This is a genomic window from Streptomyces cellostaticus (genome assembly GCF_001513965.1).
Lineage (GTDB): Bacteria > Actinomycetota > Actinomycetes > Streptomycetales > Streptomycetaceae > Streptomyces > Streptomyces cellostaticus.
Window position 1 is genome coordinate 1,153 of sequence record NZ_KQ948105.1, and the last position, 1,130, is coordinate 2,282.

Consider the following 1,130-nt stretch of genomic DNA (forward strand, 5'->3'; position numbering starts at 1 on the left):
CCGGCCACTGGTTGGCCTCCGCCAGCAGCACGGTGTCCGGGTACTGGGTGTCGATCTCCTTGCGCACCCGCTTCAGGAACTCGTGGGTCGCCGGCAGGTTCTCGCAGTTGGTGCCCTCCTGCTGGTACAGGTACGGCACGGCGTCCAGGCGGAACCCGTCGATACCGAGGTCCAGCCAGAACTTCAGCGCGGAGATCATCTCCTCCTGCACCGCCGGGTTCTCGTAGTTGAGGTCCGGCTGGTGCGAGAAGAAGCGGTGCCAGTAGTACTGCTTGCGTACGGGGTCGTACGTCCAGTTGGAGGCCTCGGTGTCGACGAAGATGATCCGGGCGCCCTGGAACTGCTTGTCGTCGTCGGCCCAGACGTAGTAGTCCCCGTACGGACCGTCCGGATCCCGCCTCGACTCCTGGAACCACGGGTGCTGGTCGCTGGTGTGGTTCATGACGAAGTCGATGATGACGCGCATGCCGCGCTGGTGGGCGGCGTCGACGAACTCCACGAAGTCGGCGAGGTCACCGAATTCGGGGAGTACGGCGGTGTAGTCGGAGACGTCGTAACCGCCGTCACGCAGCGGTGACTTGAAGAAGGGCGGCAGCCAGAGGCAGTCCACGCCCAGCCACTGCAAGTAGTCGAGCTTGGCGGTCAGACCCTTGAGGTCGCCGATGCCGTCGCCGTTGCTGTCCTGGAAGGAGCGGACGAGCACCTCGTAGAAGACGGCGCGTTTGAACCACTCCGGGTCCCGGTCCTTGGCGGGAGTGTCCTCGAAGGTGTCCGGGACGGGCTCGTTGACGATCATATTGTGGGTGACCCTCCGATCTGCGGGGTGGACGGTCGCAGAACCGAGAAGACATGCGCGGGCCTATGGCCCGGTTCGAGGCGCACATAGTTGGCCCTGCCCCAGTGATAGGTCTCGCCGGTGAGCAGATCGCGCACCGGAACCGACTCGTGCCAGTTCAGGCCGAGTTGCGGCATGTCCAACGAGACCGTGGCTTCCTGGGTGTGGTGGGGGTCGAGGTTGGCGACCACCAGAACCGTGTTCGATCCGCTCCGCTTCGAGTAGGCGATCACCGCGTCCTGGTCGGCGTGGTGGAAGTGGAGGTCGCGCAGCTGGTGCAGGGCCGGGTTCTCGC

General features: G+C 65.0%; 2 protein-coding genes. Both read right to left on the minus strand.

From position 1 onward, the window contains the following. The coding region (locus AQI88_RS42220; protein ID WP_244184658.1) for an alpha-amylase family glycosyl hydrolase at nucleotides 1–796 on the minus strand (796 nt) is incomplete at its 3' end. Continuing rightward, nucleotides 793–1,130 (minus strand): alpha-glucosidase C-terminal domain-containing protein (locus AQI88_RS42225; protein ID WP_208616106.1); only part of this gene is annotated, 338 nt, incomplete at its 5' end. The genes AQI88_RS42225 and AQI88_RS42220, both read right to left, overlap by 4 nt.